This window comes from Sphingobacterium sp. UBA7855 (assembly GCA_002500745.1).
GTDB lineage: Bacteria > Bacteroidota > Bacteroidia > Sphingobacteriales > Sphingobacteriaceae > Sphingobacterium.
In genome coordinates this window covers 86,114-102,880 of sequence record DLST01000017.1, presented here as the reverse complement: position 1 = coordinate 102,880, position 16,767 = coordinate 86,114, and the positions used below count along the sequence as shown (strand labels likewise).

The 16,767-nt window shown below is 40.4% G+C and carries 11 protein-coding genes; 2 read left to right on the top strand and 9 right to left on the bottom strand.

Translation table 11 applies throughout. The features are described from left to right. Positions 1-105 precede the first annotated feature (105 nt). Positions 106-573: a 30S ribosomal protein S7 gene (gene rpsG, locus B2107_RS15620; protein ID WP_046671863.1), complete on the bottom strand. Its 468-nt coding sequence runs from the start codon at positions 571-573 to the stop codon at positions 106-108. Between the two features lie 19 nt (positions 574-592). Further along, a complete protein-coding gene (gene rpsL / locus B2107_RS15615; RefSeq protein ID WP_002993550.1) occupies positions 593-1,006 on the bottom strand; it encodes a 30S ribosomal protein S12 in 414 nt (137 codons plus the stop codon). A gap of 437 nt (positions 1,007-1,443) precedes the next feature. Here rpsL and B2107_RS15610 point away from each other — a divergent pair, with 437 nt between their 5' ends. Continuing rightward, on the top strand, positions 1,444-1,893 hold the full coding sequence (locus tag B2107_RS15610) for a hypothetical protein (RefSeq protein WP_293956588.1): 450 nt from the start codon (positions 1,444-1,446) through the stop codon (positions 1,891-1,893). Positions 1,894-2,073: 180 nt separating this feature from the next. On the opposite strand, the gene rnr is transcribed toward B2107_RS15610, so the two are convergent. The 3 genes from rnr to fsa all read right to left on the bottom strand — a co-directional run bounded on the left by rnr (position 2,074) and on the right by fsa (position 5,831). Then, on the bottom strand, positions 2,074-4,206 hold the full coding sequence (gene rnr / locus B2107_RS15605; RefSeq protein WP_293956587.1) for a ribonuclease R: 2,133 nt from the start codon (positions 4,204-4,206) through the stop codon (positions 2,074-2,076). Positions 4,207-4,471: 265 nt separating this feature from the next. After that, positions 4,472-4,900 carry a Fur family transcriptional regulator gene (locus tag B2107_RS15600; RefSeq protein ID WP_293956586.1) on the bottom strand — a complete coding sequence of 143 codons (429 nt, stop codon included), beginning with the start codon at positions 4,898-4,900 and terminating at the stop codon, positions 4,472-4,474. Positions 4,901-5,171: 271 nt separating this feature from the next. Beyond that, a complete protein-coding gene (gene fsa, locus B2107_RS15595) occupies positions 5,172-5,831 on the bottom strand; it encodes a fructose-6-phosphate aldolase (RefSeq protein ID WP_209581614.1) in 660 nt (219 codons plus the stop codon). A gap of 182 nt (positions 5,832-6,013) precedes the next feature. On the opposite strand from fsa, the gene B2107_RS15590 reads away from it, so the two are divergent. Next, on the top strand, positions 6,014-7,234 hold the full coding sequence (locus B2107_RS15590; RefSeq protein WP_293956585.1) for an MFS transporter: 1,221 nt from the start codon (positions 6,014-6,016) through the stop codon (positions 7,232-7,234). Here the strand turns inward: B2107_RS15590 and B2107_RS15585 are convergent. The 4 genes from B2107_RS15585 to B2107_RS15570 form a co-directional block, all read right to left on the bottom strand. Then, positions 7,220-7,663 (bottom strand): aspartyl protease family protein, encoded by a 444-nt coding sequence (locus B2107_RS15585; RefSeq protein WP_293956584.1) that lies wholly within the window; start codon positions 7,661-7,663, stop codon positions 7,220-7,222. The genes B2107_RS15590 and B2107_RS15585 overlap by 15 nt on opposite strands. Positions 7,664-7,844: 181 nt before the next feature. Beyond that, positions 7,845-8,783 (bottom strand): malate dehydrogenase, encoded by a 939-nt coding sequence (locus B2107_RS15580; protein ID WP_209581619.1) that lies wholly within the window; start codon positions 8,781-8,783, stop codon positions 7,845-7,847. A gap of 376 nt (positions 8,784-9,159) precedes the next feature. Then, positions 9,160-11,484: a BamA/TamA family outer membrane protein gene (locus tag B2107_RS15575; RefSeq protein WP_293956583.1), complete on the bottom strand. Its 2,325-nt coding sequence runs from the start codon at positions 11,482-11,484 to the stop codon at positions 9,160-9,162. Then, positions 11,456-16,741 (bottom strand): translocation/assembly module TamB domain-containing protein, encoded by a 5,286-nt coding sequence (locus tag B2107_RS15570; protein WP_293956582.1) that lies wholly within the window; start codon positions 16,739-16,741, stop codon positions 11,456-11,458. The genes B2107_RS15575 and B2107_RS15570 overlap by 29 nt, the downstream gene beginning before the upstream one ends. Positions 16,742-16,767: the final 26 nt, after the last annotated feature.

The window sequence follows — 16,767 nt, the reverse complement described above, 5'->3', positions numbered from 1 at the left end:
CCTTATGTGTTTAAATGTAATGTTAAATAAGTACACCGACCTTGATAAAGGATTGTTCTTTTATCGGAGGTCGGTGTAATCATATTTTTTTGAATGTCTTCAAAATTAGAATCTGAAGTGTGAGAACGCTTTGTTAGCTTCCGCCATTTTGTGCGTATCTTCTTTCTTCTTAACAGCAGCACCTTCACCTTTAGAAGCTGAAATGATTTCTCCTGCTAATTTCTCGAACATTGTTTTTTCACCACGTTTGCGAGCGTACGAAATTAACCATTTCATACCTAAAGCAATTTTACGGTCTGGACGAACCTCCATAGGAACTTGGAAGTTTGCACCACCAACACGACGTGATTTAACTTCAACAGCAGGCATAACGTTGTTTAAAGCTTTTTTCCAAGCTTCTAAACCGCTTTCTTGTGTTTTTTGTTCTACTAATTCTACTGCATCGTAAAAAATAGAATAAGCGATGGATTTTTTACCATCTACCATCATATTGTTTACGAAACGTGTTACCTGAACGTCGTTAAACTTTGGATCAGGTAAAATGATTCTCTTTTTCGGTTTTGATTTTCTCATTTTTCTTTCCTCCGTTTAATTATTTCTTTTTACCTTTTGCTGGAGCTGCAGCTGCTTGTCCTGGTTTAGGACGCTTAGTTCCGTATTTTGAACGACGTTGGTTACGACCTGCTACACCTGAAGTATCTAATGCACCACGGATGATGTGGTAACGCACACCTGGTAAATCCTTAACACGACCACCGCGGATCAAAACGATCGAGTGCTCTTGTAAGTTGTGACCTTCTCCAGGGATGTAAGCGTTGACCTCTTTACCGTTTGTTAAACGTACACGAGCTACTTTACGCATTGCTGAGTTTGGTTTTTTAGGGGTAGTAGTATATACACGTGTACATACACCTCTTCGCTGTGGACATGAGTCCAACGCTGGTGACTTACTCTTATCAACCAGAGCTACTCTACCTTTTCTAACTAATTGTTGAATAGTAGGCATTTACCTGTTTTTGTTTATAAATTTTGTACCTAAATTATTTTAAGTTCGCAAAGATACTGATTCCCTTTTGAATATGAAATAGTTACTATATAATATTTAGATTATTTTTTCGAAATAGGACATCTAATTCGTCATTACGCTATCCTATCGCTATGCGAACCTCTTTTGTCCTAAAATATAGACAGTCATATGCTAGTAATTGGTATATCCTGAATCAACAATAATTTTGGAACAATAGCTGCTGCGGATCTGTTGTCCCTTGGTTTTACACTTAATAACAGTCTTTTGCCCGAAATTATTTTTCTACTTGTTTCCAAGTATATTGCCTAGTCTGCATGTTTTTGCGTGCTGTTTGGCAAAGCATTTGATAAACACGGATAAAATTATTTAGTAAAAACAGATAAAGTATTCAAGTTATGAAAATGAAAATGAAATTAATGTATGCGGTTGTATTGGCCTTGGTAACCTTCGCTTTTGTTGGATGTTCGAAAGATGATGATAATACTATGCCATCGGAGAATAAAGGGGCTCTTAAGGTTACAGTAACAACTTCTTCATCTTTCACTGTTGACGGAGGAGATGTGTCCGTATCCTGTGGGTCTGCGGGAAGCGATGCAAAGCCACAAACGTGGACCGTCAATGGAACTGCTGGAACAACAGGTCAAGTATTGTATTCGGTTGAAAAAGAATATTTTCAAGGAGGTAAAACTGCTATTTTGGAATCCCCTGCTAATTATTTGACTGCTAGTGTAAATATTTCTGCATTCACAATTAAGCAACCGTTCACACTTACCTACAAAGTTGAGCAGGGAGGGAAAGTAATTGTGGAGAAATCTCAAGAAATCAAGTCTGGTGTAACTCCTGTATCAGTCTCATTATCCTATTAATATGTAGATTTTCTGAGATGTTTCTATAAAAAAATAAGATGTTTGTTTTTTATAATAAAAGTGCTGGATTTCTATTACCCTTTTGATGTCTACTATATGTTAAGTTGGTCAAACTACAGCATGAAAAATAGAAAATAAGAAAAGGGTGTTAGTTTTCAAAATTAACACCCTTTTCTTTTATTAACTCAACAACGTAAAATCAATCTGCCTCTTATCCAGATCTACTTTCTTCACGCGGATCTGAACCTCATCACCCAACTGGAATTTCTTTTTCTTCCGTTGTCCAATGATTGCATAGTTTTTCTCGTCAAGCACGTAAAAATCATCGGTAATATCGCGCAAGCGTACCATACCCTCACATTTGTTCTCTTCGATCTCCACATACATACCCCATTCGGTCACGCCCGATACAATACCGGTATATTCGGTGCCAATCTGATCCTGCAAGTATTCCGCTTGTTTGTACTTGATGGATGCACGCTCGGCCTCAGCCGCTTTTTTCTCCATTTGGGAAGAATGCTCAGCCATCTTTTCATAATGCTCCGCATTGATCTTCGTGCCGCCATCTAAATAAAACTGTAATAGACGGTGTACCATCACATCGGGATAACGACGGATAGGGGAGGTGAAATGGGTGTAATAATCGAATGCCAACCCATAGTGGCTTGTCTTCTTCGTTGTGTAGATCGCCTTGGCCATCGAACGTACGGCAAGCGAAGTCAGCATGTTTTGCTCTTTGCTGCCTTCTATTTTAGTCATCAAAGCGTTCAAAGATTTGGCCGTTTCCTTATCAGTCTTGATGGTCAATTTATGGCCAAACCGTGCAGCAAATTGAGAGAAGGTAGTGAGTGTTTCTGGATTAGGCACATCGTGAAAACGGTAGACAAACGTAAGCTTGTTTTTTCCGCGCCCTTGCTTACCGATAAACTCAGCAACCTTACGATTCGCCAATAACATAAAATCTTCAATCAGTTTGTGGGCATCTTTACGGACCTTGGTGTACACCCCCGTAGGTTTGCCATTTTCATCCAACGTGAATTTTACCTCTTCACTTTCAAATGCAATTGCACCATTTTTAAACTTCCGCTCCCGAAGGATATAAGCGAGTTCATTTAATTTCAGAATCTCTTCGCTGAAATCACCCGATCTCGTCTCGATCACCTCCTGCGCCTCTTCATAGCTAAACCGTCTATCCGAGTGAATCACTGTGCGTCCAAACCATTGATCGTGTACATTAGCTTTCTCATCCAGTTCGAAAACTGCTGAAAAACACAGCTTATCTTCATGTGGACGTAACGAACATACACCATTGGAAAGGCGCTCTGGAAGCATAGGAATAACACGGTCTACCAAATAAACCGATGTGCCGCGACTGAATGCTTCTTTATCTAATTCTGTATCAGGCACCACAAAATGGGAAACATCAGCAATATGAACACCAATCTCATAATTGCCATTCTCAAGTTTCTGAAATGAAATTGCATCATCGAAATCTTTTGCATCTGCGGGGTCAATGGTAAAGGTCGTCACGTTTCTAAAGTCACGTCTTTTTGCAATTTCCTCGTTGCTTATTTCTTCCGAAATCGTATTGGCTTCGGCTTCGACTTTTTTCGGAAATTCCAATGGGAAGCCAAAGTCGGCCAAAATCGCATTCATCTCGGTATTGTTCTCTCCTTTGGTGCCTAAAACGTGTTTTACCGTCCCAACAGGGTTTTTGCTCCCGCTGGGCCAGTCAATAATCGAAACCACTACTTTTTCTTTATCCTTAGCACCATTCAGGTTATCCAAGGGAATGAAGATGTCGTGCAACATCTTGCGATCGTCGGCAATAAAAAATGCAAAATTATTGGAGATACTGATGGTTCCCGTAAAATCCGTCTTTGCCCTTTGTAGGATTTCAACCACTTCACCTTCTTTTTTACGGCCACCTTTTCTTTTTTCAAAAGTATGTACCTTAACGATATCGCCGTGTAGCGCCTGCCTCAGCTTACGTGGAGCAATATAAATGTCGTTTTCAAATTCGTCATCAGGAATGACATAAGCAGAACCATCGGCGGTCATATCGACCTTCCCTGTGACATACACTTTGAGTTGCTTCAGATTGAATTTGCCTCTATCGACTTCAATAAAAAGCCCGTTCCTTACATTATCATGTAAAATATCGGCGATAGCGACTTTAGAGTCGTTATCTGTGAGGTTCAATTTAGAAGACACTTGTTTATAGTTGAGCGGCTTGTTGTCTGATTTTTCGAAAATATCGACGATCAGTTGTGTCAAGACCTCTTTATATGGATTTTCTTTTTTTGTTTTCATCCAATTTTTTTCTTAATTATTATTTATTTAGTTGTATCGATCCTCAACAACCTTCGGCTTTCCGCTAGCTGCCTGCGTTAATGGATCGCACAAAGCCAGCTTCTGGAACGCAGCGTGAGAGTGTCGGATAGCAAGATCGATATTACTACAAGGTACAAAAAAAACAGCAGTTGGCATGACAATAACGAGCTAAACGGAGCATCTTCCGATAGCTGATGTATAGACACTTGAACCGACAAATAGTTTTAGATTCGTATAGCCTGATTTATTTTTTGCAATGATTGCACACACCAAGCGCATTAACCGCTATGGCTTCGAGACTAAAGCCTTCAGGTATAGATACCTTCGGTAAAGTCATATCTTCCAGACAGTACACAGAATTGCACACCCGGCAAATAAAATGTACGTGTTGGTCGTGGTGATCATGTTCTGAACAGTTTGTCGAACACATGGCATATGTGGCCGTACCATGTAAGTCAAAGATTTTATGGATAATCCCTTTCTCTTCAAAACTGGCCAGTACGCGGTATAATGTAACACGGTCAATATACTTGCCCAGTAATTTTTCCAGCTCCGGCTGAGAAATAGCCGAATCTTTACGGGAGATAATTTCAAGTACCTTCAACCGTGGCTGGGTAACTTTTAAACTATTTCGTTTGAGAATTTCTGGATATACAGTGTTGGAATCTTCCATGGATTTTCTTCGTTAAGCCTTAGATCAAATACAAACTAAGAGAAATTTATGGTCATTTACAAGTTTTAAAAACTGTCTGACGAATTTATTCATCGCACTTTTCCCCTTTTACCCTTCGCTGGATGAAACAAAAATTAAATCTTTTTCACTAGTCAGCCGAAGCTTTGATAAGACAAAAATACGGAATCTGATAAAATAAAGAAAACCGATAAGTTTAAGATTTGTGTCATCTTACTTATCGGTTTTGACGCTATATGGAACTATAAATACCTTATTTTCCTGCAGCTTTAGCGTGATCAGCTAAAAATGTAGCCAAACCGCTATCTGTCAATGGGTGCTTCAATAGGGAAAGGATCGCCGACAACGGACCTGTCATCACATCAGCGCCAATTTTAGCACATCCTAGAATGTGCGCACTGTGGCGTACAGAAGCCGCTAATATTTGCGTTGGATAGTTGTAGTTATCGTAGATCAAACGGATATCTTCAATCAGCGCCAATCCATCTGTAGAAATATCATCCAAACGACCGATGAAAGGAGATACATAAGTTGCACCAGCTTTAGCTGCCAATAACGCCTGACCCGCTGTGAACACCAATGTACAATTTGTTTTAATACCCTTTTTGCTGAAATATTTAATTGCTTTTACGCCATCTTTGATCATAGGAACTTTAACGACAATCTTATTGTCAAGAGCCGCCAACGCTTCGCCTTCTTTGATCATTTCCTCATAAGTAGTAGAAATAACTTCTGCACTTACGTCGCCATCAACGATCGCACAGATCGCTTTATAATGGTTGATTACGTTTTCATCACCGCTAATACCTTCTTTAGCCATTAAACTTGGATTGGTCGTTACACCGTCTAATACGCCTAAATCTTGAGCTTCTTTGATTTGTTCTAGGTTCGCTGTGTCAATAAAAAATTTCATTGTGTATTGTGTTGAATGATAATTATTTGATTATTCTTTTGTTCAAAATAACAGTACAAAGTTATCGATTATATTCCACTATTGAAGCATCGATTTTCACCTATTGCATCATTATCTTTGCAAAAAAAGAATCTCTTCGGCTAATTTTTTGTTATACTTTATTATAGTATTATCTTTAATGTATGCAGGTTTTCCGTTCGCTCCAATATAGAAATTTTCGTTTACATGTTATTGGACAGGCAATTTCCCTGATGGGAACATGGATGCAGCGTATAGCTATTAGCTGGTTGGTCTATGAAATTACGGGCTCTGTATTCTGGCTCGGTTTTGTCCAGTTCATCTCTTTATTGCCTTCGCTCATTCTTTCGCCATTTATTGGGAGTTTTGTTGATAAGCACAAAAAGTATAAATTGGTTTTGATGACCCAAATTGGTCTCATGATTCAGGCGGGTATTTTGACTTTGGTGGTGTATCTGAAGTGGGAGAGTGTGTTATGGCTTTCCGCATTGGGACTTATACAAGGGATCATTAACTCCTTTGACGTTTTGGGACGACAGTCCCTTATGATGCATTTGATTGGAGATCGCAAAGATCTGCCGAATGCCATTGCCCTGAACTCAACCATTTTCAATGGCGCACGCATGGTGGGCCCCGCAATAGGAGGGATTTTATTAAGTACTTACGGCGAACTCGCCTGCTTTGCACTTAACTTTATTAGTTTTGTCCCTGTCATCATTACGCTATTGATGATGCGGGTCGACGAAACTCATGCTCAGCTGAGCAAGGGGACCAATTGGGAAGGCTTGGTCGAAGGTTTTCGCTATCTCAAACGGTCGCCACATATCTCTTCGCTGATTATCATCATGACCTTTTCCAGCCTGATTGTCATTCCCTACACGTCGTTGCTACCGGCCATAGCCAAAGAAATGTTTCACGGTGATGAACGCACCTTTTCCTGGTTTGAAAGTGCAGCTGGATTGGGAGCTATGATTGGTGCCTTTAATATGGCACGTTTAAAATCTGGTACCAATTTGCGGTATCAGGTGATGGGAGCTGCCGCACTGATGGGCATGGCATTGTTGCTTCTAGCGCATTCTAGCATGCTTCAGATGGCGCTCGTATATGTCATGTTGGTATCTTTTGCGATGATGATGCAAACGTCAAGTATCAATACCTATATTCAGACCCACGCCATACCGATTTATCGTGCCCGCGCGATCTCTTATTACGTGATGGCCTTTCAGGGGATTTTCCCGATCGGCACATTGATGATCGGTTCGCTGGCCAGCTATTGTGGCCTGAGGATAACATTATATGCGATGGGCGGGCTAGGTATTATGATAGCAGTCGTTTATTACGCTTATCTCCGGTTCCACATCCAAAAACGTTTATTTAAGCTTTAGCTTTCGGCTCCGTAATTTTAGAGTGCGCTTGGCATAATCGATGACAGCACCATAGTCTGCAAAAATATCTCCCCCCAATACGCCAATCACTGGATCTAGATTCATCTGTTCGTAGGCATAATTAATGGAACTTAAGTCCAATACCGCAGTGTTTAGTTTGTTGATCTCCCATTCGCCAATTTTCAGGCTTGGAATTGCTAGGTTAAAGCTTTCCATTGAATTGGTACCAAGCCCTGTCGATAGTGTTTCAGATGGTTCAAGCTCCAATTGATCCTCTAAAAGATGGCCCAATTGTGTTTTATCAAATACAGTTTTAGAAGCACCTGTATCAATCACCATCTTGAATGAACGACTATAAATTTCTACATCAACCAAAATGTGTGTGCCTTGGCCTTGTAAATCCAATAATTGAAATGGTACTGTTGTCATACCTCCAAACATAGCCAAAAAATCCATCAAAAAAGAAACTTTCCGCCGCCTTTTCAACGTTTTCAGGTAGGGACGCAGGTTTACGACATGGAAAGACACTACAGGAAAGATAATAGATCTGAAGGAGAGGAGGCAGCGAAATAGGCTGTTATTCGCGTACAACAGCCTATTATTTTGTCGCCTATAGGGCTTTAATTTCTTTTAATACATTATTCATGTTGCGGACTGCTTCCGCGCTTTTGCGGAATTTTTCTTCGTCCTCTTCATCCAAATGAAGTGGTACGATCCGATCCCAGCCTTTTTTATTGATGATAACGGGTACGCCAAGCGTAATATCTTCTTGGCCAAATTCACCTTCCAAATAAACGGATGCCGTAAATAATTTGCCTTGATCACGGACAATGCTTTCAACAACTGCAGCAGTTGCCGCGCCCGGCGCATACCATGCTGATGTTCCGATTAGGCTGGTTAATGTAGCTCCTCCAACCATGGTTTTGTGGATTATTTCATTCTGCTCTTCCACGGTAAGGAAGTCAGTCACTGGAATACTGTTCCACGTGGAGTGCTTAATCAGCGGAATCATCGTCGTATCGCCATGACCACCAATGACTATCGCATTAAGATCCGCAGCGGAAGCATTCAATTTATCACTTAATTGATATTTAAATCGGGCCGAATCCAAGGTTCCACCCATACCGATAATCCTATTTTTGGGTAAGCCACTTGACTTCAAGGCCAGATAAGTCATGGTATCCATTGGATTGGAAACGATGACAATGATAATATCAGGAGAATGTTTCACTAAGTTCTCCACAACCGACTTGACGATATTCGCATTTGTCCCGATTAATTCTTCACGTGTCATTCCAGGTTTACGTGGAATGCCCGACGTAATCACAGCAACAGTAGAACCAGCAGTTGAAAGATAATCATTCGTTACCCCCTTGATTTTTGATTCAAAACCCAATAAGGCTGCGGTTTGTGCCATATCTTGCGCTTTGCCTTCTGCAAAACCTTCTTTAATATCCAACAATACAATCTCCTCTGCGACATTCCGACGGATTAAATTGTCCGCTGTAGTAGCTCCTACAGCTCCAGCACCAACAATAGTTACTTTCATATGTACTTTATTTGTTTATTTATGCGCTAATTATCCGATCAAGCCCAGGTTGCCTTATGGCAGCTTTATGCCATATAGTATATCCAGCCTATCCTCATCCGTGCTTGTATCTCAATGCTGCATGGATATTTCCTGAACATGTATTTGGATCAAAAAATAATTCTTGAATTTAATCAATTATTGTCAGTAAATCAATGCCGGCCGTGGGAATCACTCGTTTTTTGACATAATAAAGGGTACCAGGATTTCATCCTGAGTTAAAAACACCCGATAACATCGTTCCAAGTGTATGACCTAGGTAAAATGACCACAAAAAACAACAGGCTTGAATGAATTTCAAGCCTGTTGTTACTAGGGCATAAACCGAATCGGTCGCCTAGAATGGATAGCCGATGGCTAAGTTGAACATCAAGTTGTCTTTACGCCATTTAGAACTTCCAAAGTCAATATCGCTAAAAACCCAACGTTCTCCTTTTGGAAGATAGGGGATACGGAATGGTATGGACATATCGGTACGGACAATCAGGAAAGTGAAGTCGAAGCGTAATCCCGCTCCACCGCCAACTGCTAATTCATTTAAGAAATCTTTACTAAATTTGGCGCCTGGCTTGTTCACATCCGCTCGCTGCAACCAGACATTTCCCGCATCAATAAAGGCTGCCCAATGCACAAACCCCGCTAATTTTGCTCTATATTCCGTGTTAAGTTCCAATTTAATGTCGCCCGTTTGATCCGCAAAGAAAAGTCCATTGCTCAACTTTTCAGGGGCAACTGTTCCCGGACCAATAGCTCGGGCACCGAAAGCACGGATACTATTAGGCCCCCCAACATAATACTGTTTTAAATAGGGAAGGGAGCGGGAATTGCCATAAGAATAGCTCAAACCCAAACTTACCCGCGAAGCAAGTTGTGAATTCTCCGATAACTTTAAATAATGTCTACCATCGCCACTGATCTTGATATATTGTGAGAAATAAGCGTCAAACAATTTGAACGTTTTCCCTTTATTAAAATCTGCTCCTTTGATCAGCCCAAGTATGTTTCCCGACAGGTCCAAGTTGCCTTTGAAATAAAATGTATTTTTCAAATGCTGCTTCATGGTGTTTTGAAACGTAAAGTTGTAGTTTGGACCAATGGTAAACTGCGGGTCTATGGCATGTCGCAATGCAGGAATGGTATCCATTTGTTTTTGGTAGTTTTCCGAAATGCCTTTAGGCTGAACATAAGTAATCTCCATTAAAGCGAGATCATGCTGCTTCTCTTCAGACTCTTGCCAGATATAACCGTAATCCAATGCGATCGAATTTAGTGTATAAGCTTTGCGGCGATTTAAAAACTCATAGCGCCCCTTGATATAAGTCTTCGGAATAAAGCGCCGAGATGGCGAAACTTTTCCAAAAGGAGACAATATGCGAGGAAAAGTCAATGTCGCCTCCATCCCGTAGCGGTAATAACTCGAATTGAGGTCGGCCGATCCTCCCGTCTGGGTCTCATAACCGCCGAATACATTAAAGCTCAGTTGCTCGGCACCTTTAAATGCATTTCGTAAGGTCCAGTTGACATTCACCTCAGTACCATTGTATACCGAAGCCATTTTGCCTAAAAGCTCCACCCGAAGCGACTTTTTGGGTAATGGGGTCAAGTAATAGTAGACATCCAGCGCGTTGGGCACTTCTTTGCTGTCGACAAAATTGTTTTTTACAAATTTCCAGCTATTGAGATTTACCAAATGACTGATGGTCTGATTGTGGGCATTACGGTTGTATATATCGCCCGGTTTAAAGAAGATATGGTTCGCAATAACAGGCTTCCGGTAAAGATGCTGACGGTCTATAAAATAATAGCTGCTATCGTATAGTTCGGCATTCCGCGTTGATCGCTGATAACCGGAGCTTGTTTCCGTATAGTTCGGGAAAATGTAAATTTTATTGATCTTGGATGGGACTTTCGCCTGCGCCGGTGTCTCTTTTTTAACTGTAACATACATATCCACCTTGTTATTCCGGTTCGAACTGTCTACCTGAACCAAGATGTAATCTGGGCTGAAATAATAATAGCCTTTATTTTTAAGATCATTATCGATGCGGTCACGCTCATTTAAGATAACATCTAAACTGTAGTTCTTTCCTACCTGTAAGAGACTTTGGTCAGAACTCGAACGAATATCTTTCCCTAATTGACTGTTGCTGTCAACATCAAATGTAACGGACTGTATGCGATATATCAGATTGGGCTTGGCAGTATAATTAATCGTTGCTTTTTTGTTTTCAACTAATGTATCGGATCTCACCTCCGCATTAAAGAAACCAAAATTTTCAAGACGGTTGCGCAATAGATTTTCATTATATTCTCGATTGACATCCCGCAACAACACCGGTTCTTCACCAATTTTCTTGAAGAATTTTTTTATGATGTTGTTCCCGACTGAATCTCCAGCCATATTATTAAAATATAGCTTGAAAGGTATGCCTGCCAGTCGTTTATTCGGTTTGGGCATCAGGGCCTCTTCCAGGCGGGTTGATATCTTTTCTTTGTTTTCCTTAGAAATGGTGTCCGACTCAACGATGACATTCCCCTTCACATATAAGCTTTCTCCTTCTTTCAGATTTTTGGTTGACGAACAGGAGGCTATGAATGCAACGAATGTTACTATTCCAACACTATACTTTAATCTAACCCGCATGATAACTCCTTTCCTCATCTTCATTTTTTATAGCTGTTGTTCTGATGGTATCTAAATTTGATTTTGGACCATTGCTTGTTGGTGATTTTTTGCCAGAGTCCAATTGCTGTTTACGCTTCTCTTGTTCTCTTTCCTCCATACGTTTTCTGTATGCTGGACTATGTAGCATCAAACTGTCACGGATGACGGTGCGAACGCTATCACGATAGACTGAGTCGGTTTCCATGCGCTCCACATCGAACCGTTTTCTGAAACTCTTGCTGTTCGTATCATAGTACTCTTTAAGTTTTTTTGAACTCATCCAGATTTCCTTAAACCTGTTGTAATCCATATTGATGATAAATCCAATGCCTGTCTCTACATATTGACCCTGTAGTGTGACCTGATATTGATTCTTACGGTATACCCGTGCAAAATAACGGCCGTCTTGTGAAAGCTGATAATCCAATTGGATATCTCCCGCGATATTATTGGCAGTCTCTCCAGGTCGCGTGTTTCCTTCCACTTCAAAATTAGAACCAATAGTAATTTTTAAACGATCATTTAAGAGCATTTTCGATACACCTATATTCAGGTCCGTACGGGTTTGTCCCGCTCCGGTAGCATAATCTTCTTCTGAGGTTAAGTTAAAATCCAGTTCTACTCCTGTAATAAGTTCGGAAGCCAAGCGGTTCAACTGACCACTCAGGAAGGAACTGATACTATTTCTCACAATAGCTTCGGTACCACCACCACCTGAAAGACTCTCAAATGGATTGGTCGACATAAAGCGCCCCAACACAATCAATGAAAAGACCTGCTTGTTGAGTTCAGACGGATTTTCACGTAGCGTCGTCAATGCATTGTTTACCTTGCTGATTACATCTTGCGAAACAACCGAGTTGTTTTCGTCCAGGTCAATATCAAAATTCAGTTGCGGCTGAAACAATTTGTCTGTAATCTTTAGTAAGACATTGAACGGAATACGTTGCTTATACAGATTGGCATTTTCTGAACCGAGTTGCGTCGCTACAAGCTCTAAAGTCGGTGCTTTGGTCGTATATGCTGCCGTGATATTCAGCTGGGCATCCAATGGATCGCCATTCCAGGTAATGGTGCTTCCTTTGCGGAACGTAAAATCTTTCTTCACAGGGCCAAAACTAAATGAATAGCTTCCTTTGTCAACGGTAAAGGTTCCAGACAAAGTTATTTTGCTACTGGCATCGATACCTGCATTCAGCTCGGCTTCTCCCTGTATATTCAGGGCATCCTGTGAACCGGCATCCAAAAGGATCTTAAATTTAGCATCCTTATCTGTTTGAAGGTTGAGGTCCACATCGATCCCCGTTAAACGGGTGACAGTCATGGAATCTAATTTGGCAAAAACATTCGCTCTTGTTGTATCCCGCTTATCAACAAATTCAACCACCCCTTTACGATCGGCCATCCCTGGATCATCGTTTGGCATGACAAAGGTAAAATCGGTATCATCCAGCACTTTGATTGTACCGTCCACGATAGGCTTATCGAGATTTCCGCGAATGCGCAGATTCGAAGTAAGATACATTTTACCATAGAACATGTCATTATCGCTTTGTGTTGAATTGAGCACTTCAAAATTGTCCGTATTGACGTTGAGATTAAAATCAAAATCAGTATACGTTGTCGTGGCTATGGATCCTGTCAGCTTGGCAATATTTCCCTTCTTGTCTTCTAAGGCAAATTTGGGAAAGGTGATGCCCCGCTCATCTAAATGAATTGTTTCATCTTTGGCTTTAAAGAGTGCATTTAGCATGGCAATATTAAATTGTGCATCTTTAAATTTAACATCGCCCTTAATGAGCGGTGTAGATGGTGATCCTGTTATTTTCAATTGGCCTTCAAGATTTCCTTTCGAATCTTTAAGATATCCGAGGCTGAATGCTTGCACGGTCTGCATGGAAAGCGGCGCAATATCTAAGGTGAAATCTAAGCGAGCTTCTCCCTGAGGAGGATTCACAAAATCACCATTTAAGACAACGTTGTTGCCATTCTCGGTAATGCTTATATTGGCATTGTACGTATTTTCTTTCTCATTGTTAACCTTAATATTGACATTCCCAACGGTATCCTGTCCGATGTAAAATTTATTGATAACAAGATCCGATACAAATACAGGGCTGCTCTCCAGACGTGATATGGTCGCCTGACCATTAATTCCACCCCCGAGCTCTACTGTTTCGCTCTCCAGCATTTTACTTAATGTCTCAATCCGGAAATTCTTGAACGCTATGTTTATCGGTGAATTAAGGACACTATCTTGTGAAGATATACTAAGCTCTTGTCCCTTATTGCTTAAGATAAATTCATTGGCCTGGATCCCTGTACTTCCAAATCTGAGCACATTGTTTGGATTTATTGTCCATTTGTCGTAATTCAGCATTAAGCCATCCTGCAGCAGGCTAAAAACAAATGCCCCATTATCAACACGCATATTTGCGCCAAGATGATACTGTTCTTTCTCTTTCTTATCTTTTATCCAGAGGCCAAAATCCAGATTGTTTTGGATGACTTTACCACTGAATACGGTATTCACTAGTTCAATATTGCTTACCTTAATTTTATTGATCAATGCCGAGTAATATAGTGTACTGTCGAGTGTATTGATATCTAAGGTAACGTTATTTATTTCAGTGCCATTATAGATTATTTTCGGTGCATCCAGCTTGGCGAGAATCGTTTTTGATTGGCTGTTGAACATACCATCCAAAGTGATATCCGACATTGCTGTCAGTTCTGGTAAGAAATCTCTAATGAACTTCGTTCGGGTCAGCTGGGCTGAAAACTCAATGTTCTGTGGCTCGTATTTTGGTACTTTAACAGCTTTTCCCGGCTGGTAGTATACCTGTAGGATATCTTGAATAGCATTCTGCAATTCCAGAATTTTATATTTACCAACTAGATGAGCATTTAAAAAGTCAGATTTTAATAGCAATAAATTACGGCTGGTATCGGCTTTTGCTATAAGCGAAATGCTGTCTAAAGAATAATATGCACCACTGTAAAAGATGGAGGAATTGGTAATATGTGCTGCACCATTTAAAAAATTTGGATCGGCTGAACTGAAATTTCCGACGAGTTTACCCTGGTATTTGAACTCATCGTCCATCAACTTTAAATTTTTAAGATTAATGGTATCTACCTGAAGCTCAAAATCCACCTGTGGATACTTAGACTTCATATTCGCTGTTGCATTTAACTTCAATTGAATATTTGGATCAGGGCTAACCACAGCGGCTTTAATATCTCCTTTGTCTGCGGTCAGGTTCATGTCGATGTTCTGATACCGATAACCCATGGCGTCCATTCGGTTTACTTTACCATCAAAGTTGGCTACAAGCTTTTTAGGATCGGTTCCATGACCTTTAATTTTCCCCTCAAATGAAAGTATGCCTAAGGTACTGTCCATTTTCATGATCTTACCAATGTCAAAATCACGGATACTTACATAAGCGTCGTAGGTCGTATCGCGACCTATCATGCCCACTTTACCATTAAACTTAGCCGTTCCTTTTTCTGTTACCAGCGAAAGATTGGTGTTAAAGGCGTTCATTCCACCTTTAAAAGTTCCGGTGAGTCCGATCGTATTGGGCAATTCAATTCCGCTAGGCAGCATTTTTTTTGAAACTAGCTTCTCGATATCCGAGCGTCCGGTAGTCAATTTTTTTAAATTAAGATCCATGGACATTTTATCCACCTCGGGAAGCCCCCTTAAACGTAGGCTTGCAATGAGACGTGTATTGGATAAGGTTTGAAAATCAATTGCTGGAATATTCAGATCATTTAACTTACCCACAACACGTCCATCGATAGCAAATTTTTTGTCCATCAAGGGTTTCATCACCTGCATGGTATCCAAAAAAGGGGCAAAATAGTAAATGTCGCGCATATCGACATGACTCTTTTTGATGGTTGCATTGACGTAGAGAAGTTCCGGTTTTTTGGCAACAATATCCAATGATGGATAGGTGACTTTTACGTAATCCCGTAGGAGAGTACGTGGAGTTTCGGCATACAGATTTTTGATTTCAGCACCGGTATTTGTGTACTTAAAATCTCCCTTTAATTGTTTGATCACAAAACCCGAGTGATCTGACGTTATGAGTTCTTTCAACGATCCACTGATTGAGTCGGCACTGTAGTAAAGATCACTTAAGCTGGTTTTCATACCCGGAATCTTCATGTTAAAGTAATCAAAACCCTTCATTCGCGCCTGATTGTCGTCGCGGTAAGCTAAACTTGTATTATTGATCTGAATATCTTTGGCCGATACAATCCAGTTTACTTTGGTCGTATCTGCTGTAGATTTAGCTGAGCTGTTTGCTTTTTTTAGAACCTTTCCAAAGAGCACACTGTTGTCCGAACCGTCGAGGCTGATTGTTTGAATATCCACAACTTCTTTGTTCAGGTCGATCTTGTTAATGTCTGCGTGAAGATTTTTGACATAAAACTTGGTGTTCAAGAGGCTGGACTGATCTTCATAACGCACGAAGATATTAGTCAAGTCTGCGATCTGTATGCCAACATCAGGAAGCAATGTGGTTGTTTGAGCCGTTTTATCCGTAATGCCAAAGTCCTCAACAGAGGGCGCCGCGCCGTCAACCATCGGCCGCCATTGTTTTATGGTAGCACTCAGACCATCGATCTTCACTTTGGGAAGATTGAAAGCCATATTTTGTGTCAGATCAAACTTCTTGATGTTGGTATTTAAGCTGTTGAGATATACGTCAGCGCTGGTTCCAATCACATCATCGGTATAGACAATATGAAATTTATCAAATTTTACTTTATCGAGGTTGAATAGGAGTGCTGAACTGCTGTCGGCAGTTGGATTGCTTTCTTTTTGTGATGCAAATGCTTTGACAATATAATCAAAGTTGAACGAACTATCAGGTAATGTACGGCGAATTTTCGCGGTGATACCTTCTGCTTCTATACTTTGAATTTCAACCGTATTTTTTAGCAGTTTCAGCATATTGATATCTACCGCTATCGATTTTCCAGCAGCCAATGTATCCTTGCTTTGGTCCGCTAAATAGATATCCTGTAAAACTAGTTTCTTCGGAAAATCGATATTGATGTATCCTATTTTAACGGGGGTGCCGATTTTGCCTTCAACATATTGAGTTACTTTTCCGGCAATATAATTCTGAACCGATGGTAGTCGAATTAGAAACACAATTAGAATCGCAAGCGCAATTATTACTCCAATAATCCACAAGATTGTTTTGAAAGCAACTCGGGTAAATCTGTTCAACGTATAATTTGATTTAAGTATCTATT

Coding starts and splice junctions, on each gene's coding strand:
- B2107_RS15590 (WP_293956585.1), top strand. CDS start 6,014: ATGCAGGTTTTCCGTTCGCTCCAATATAGAAATTTTCGTTTACATGTT.
- B2107_RS15585 (WP_293956584.1), bottom strand. CDS start 7,663: ATGACAACAGTACCATTTCAATTATTGGATTTACAAGGCCAAGGCACA.
- B2107_RS15600 (WP_293956586.1), bottom strand. CDS start 4,900: ATGGAAGATTCCAACACTGTATATCCAGAAATTCTCAAACGAAATAGT.
- fsa (WP_209581614.1), bottom strand. CDS start 5,831: ATGAAATTTTTTATTGACACAGCGAACCTAGAACAAATCAAAGAAGCT.
- B2107_RS15610 (WP_293956588.1), top strand. CDS start 1,444: ATGTATGCGGTTGTATTGGCCTTGGTAACCTTCGCTTTTGTTGGATGT.
- rpsL (WP_002993550.1), bottom strand. CDS start 1,006: ATGCCTACTATTCAACAATTAGTTAGAAAAGGTAGAGTAGCTCTGGTT.
- B2107_RS15575 (WP_293956583.1), bottom strand. CDS start 11,484: ATGAGGAAAGGAGTTATCATGCGGGTTAGATTAAAGTATAGTGTTGGA.
- rnr (WP_293956587.1), bottom strand. CDS start 4,206: ATGAAAACAAAAAAAGAAAATCCATATAAAGAGGTCTTGACACAACTG.
- B2107_RS15580 (WP_209581619.1), bottom strand. CDS start 8,783: ATGAAAGTAACTATTGTTGGTGCTGGAGCTGTAGGAGCTACTACAGCG.
- rpsG (WP_046671863.1), bottom strand. CDS start 573: ATGAGAAAATCAAAACCGAAAAAGAGAATCATTTTACCTGATCCAAAG.